This window comes from Rhodothalassium salexigens DSM 2132 (assembly GCF_004341375.1).
Lineage (GTDB): Bacteria > Pseudomonadota > Alphaproteobacteria > Sphingomonadales > Rhodothalassiaceae > Rhodothalassium > Rhodothalassium salexigens.
The window spans coordinates 1-2,749 of record NZ_SLXO01000023.1 but is presented as its reverse complement, the minus strand read 5'-3'; the positions used below and the strand labels follow the sequence as shown (position 1 = coordinate 2,749).

General features: G+C 57.5%; 3 protein-coding genes. All 3 read left to right on the top strand.

The genetic code is table 11. The features are described from left to right. The first annotated feature begins 355 nt into the window (after window positions 1-355). Window positions 356-994 carry a helix-turn-helix domain-containing protein gene (locus EV659_RS14600; protein ID WP_132709624.1) on the top strand — a complete coding sequence of 213 codons (639 nt, stop codon included), beginning with the start codon at window positions 356-358 and terminating at the stop codon, window positions 992-994. Further along, window positions 987-2,231: a type II toxin-antitoxin system HipA family toxin gene (locus tag EV659_RS14595; protein ID WP_132709623.1), complete on the top strand. Its 1,245-nt coding sequence runs from the start codon at window positions 987-989 to the stop codon at window positions 2,229-2,231. The genes EV659_RS14600 and EV659_RS14595 overlap by 8 nt, the downstream gene beginning before the upstream one ends. A gap of 402 nt (window positions 2,232-2,633) precedes the next feature. Next, window positions 2,634-2,749, top strand: a 116-nt coding sequence (locus EV659_RS14590) for a transposase (protein ID WP_165878932.1), incomplete at its 3' end; no start/stop codon positions are given.

Below are 2,749 nucleotides of genomic sequence, written 5' to 3'. Positions count from 1 at the left end.
GCGGCGCCGGCTCATCGTTCCTCCTCTGCAATGAGGAAAAACGTGAATCACAAAACTGACGACAAAGGAATCCCGTTTATGAGTTTATGGCCTAGTTGCGGCGCACCTATAGCGGTGCGCCAGAACGAAGGAAAAAGGCCCGCGCGGAACGCGAGCCATGAGATGAAGAGGGGGGAGAATGCCCCGAGCGATCAGCTAGAAGCAGCTAGCCGCTATCTTTGCAGAAATTGATCTGTTAAAGCAGATCGAGTGCGGCGGTCGATATGCGGTGACATATCAATATTGACTGCTTTGTGAAAGCCGTGATATATAAAAGCATATCGAATTATACGTACGATATGTGAAAGCCGATCAAATGAAGGGCAATGAGCAGATTTTCGAGGCGCTTAAGGCAGCGCGCGAGGCCAGGGGGCTGAGCCAGCGCGCGCTTGCGGAGCGCGTCGGCTTGCCCCAAAGCCATATCTCCAAGATCGAGCGGGGCGGGGTCGATATCCAGCTATCGAGCCTGACCGAGCTGGCGCGCGCCCTGGAGCTGGAGCTAAAGCTCGTTCCGAGAAAGGCCGTGCCGGCCGTGGAGAGCATCATCCGGCAAACGTCTCCGACAACATTGCAGGATCAACAGGCGCGTGTGCGTGAGGCTCTTTCAAAAGCCATCACCACTGCCGACCGTCTGATCGAATTCGATTCATCGCAGGCACTGGATCAGATACGGGATTCTGCGCATCTGCTTCAACATTTGCCGTTGCCCGCCGACCGCCTGAACGCCATCCAAGAGGCGCTGGAGGCTCTGCGCCCGATTGAGCATCTGAGCCTCGATACGAATGAGCCTGACGATATCAGGTTCGTGCTTGATAGCCCGAAGGTGAGTGCGTCGCTAAAACGTGCCGCGCAAACCCTGCGCAATATCCGCAACCGCGCTGCGCATCACCCTGAATTCAACCCGGCAGCACAGCGTCCGGCATATACGCTCGACGAGGAGGACGATCATGGCTGATCATCCGGTCTCCGTCCTCGAAGTCCAGCTCTATGGCCGCACCATCGGCACACTCACTAATGTTGGTGGTGACCGGACGATCTTTGCCTTCAGCGAGGATTACGTCGCTGACGAGAACAGGCCGACGCTGAGCCTGTCTTTCAAAGATGCGTTCGGACAACTCCTCACTGACCTGCCACCGACGCAGCGTCGGCTTTCGCCGTATTTCGCCAACCTGCTTCCCGAAGGTCATCTTCGCGACTACCTGGCTGAGCGTGCGGGGGTAAATCCGCAGCGCGAGTTTTATCTCCTCTGGGCACTCGGTCAGGACTTGCCCGGCGCATTGACCGTTCGCCCGGCGGACGGTGAATCCTGGCCGCCTGGATTAGAGGACGGACCGCGTGATAGCCGGACTTCAGATCGTGAGAATGCGCTGCGTTTCTCACTTGCCGGTGTCCAGCTCAAATTCTCGGCCATCAAGGAACACACCAAGGCCGGCGGCCTGACAATTCCCGCCAAAGGGGTCGGCGGATCATGGATCGTCAAGCTGCCCTCCAGCCGTTTCGAAGGCGTTCCTGAGAACGAATTCGCCATGATGACCCTGGCGCGCCGCATCGGTATCGATGTGCCGGAATTCCTTCTCCTTGATACGGACGAGATCAAAGGATTGCCGGAGGGCTTGGGCGCGCTGCAAGGCCAGCAATCCTACGCCATCAGGCGTTTCGATCGCGGCGAAGATGGTCCTGTCCATACAGAGGATTTCGCGCAGGTCTTCGGCGTCTATCCGGACGAGAAATACAAGAAGGCAACCGCCCGCAGCATTGCGCATGTGCTTGGTATCGAGACGGCTGAGAGTGACGTGGCGGAGTTCGTCCGGCGGCTTGTCTTCTCGGTGCTGGCCGGCAATGCCGACATGCACCTGAAAAACTGGTCGCTGATCTACCCCGACGGTCGCACGCCGCTGATCGCGCCTGCCTATGATTTCGTCAGCACCATCGTCTTTATGGAGGACGACGAGGCGGCGTTGAAATTCGTGCGTACAAAACGTTTCGACGCGTTTTCTAAGGAAGAGCTGGCCCGGCTCGCGGATAAGGCAGGGCTTCCCACCAAGCCTGTGCTGGACACGGCGGTGGAGACCGTCGAGCGCTTCAATGAAGTGTGGGCCAAAGAGCAGGCGCACCTGCCGCTCAAAAACGAGTGGCGCGATATCATCAATGCGCATCTGGCCCGGCTTCCGATTGTGAGGGAGGCGGGATGAAGCAGAGTGTCATCCATTTGAGAACCTGCCATAGCTCTAGACGAAGCAACTTGGCGCGCCGAGCGATGGCTCTATGCCTATTTCGCAGCGGCATTGCTGCGCGCCGTTTCATCGCGGGAGTTAGATGATGTCGATAAAGAAACAAACGTCCGCGACTACAGAAGCCGACCTCGAGGCACGAATTGATGCCGCATTGAAAGGTGCCTTCCCATGGTTGCCTACAGATTCATTACATCATCAAACGAAATTTGAATTTCAGTTCGGCCGTACCGTTATCAGGGTCGATGGGCGTGAGGTCTCGAAAGCACAAGCGCGAGCGGATGTTCTCTGACCTTCTCCCCGAAAACCGGTCCATCTGGAAGGTGAGTTTCCCGTAGCATCCCAGAAAAGGGGGAACTCATCATGAAGCGCACCAGGTTCACCGAAGAGCAGATCATCGCCATCCTGAAGGAGGCGGAGGCCGGGGAGATGCCTGCCAACGCGGTCTGCCGGAAGCACGGCATCAGCGAGCAGACGTT

Coding starts and splice junctions, on each gene's coding strand:
- EV659_RS14595 (WP_132709623.1), top strand. CDS start 987: ATGGCTGATCATCCGGTCTCCGTCCTCGAAGTCCAGCTCTATGGCCGC.
- EV659_RS14600 (WP_132709624.1), top strand. CDS start 356: ATGAAGGGCAATGAGCAGATTTTCGAGGCGCTTAAGGCAGCGCGCGAG.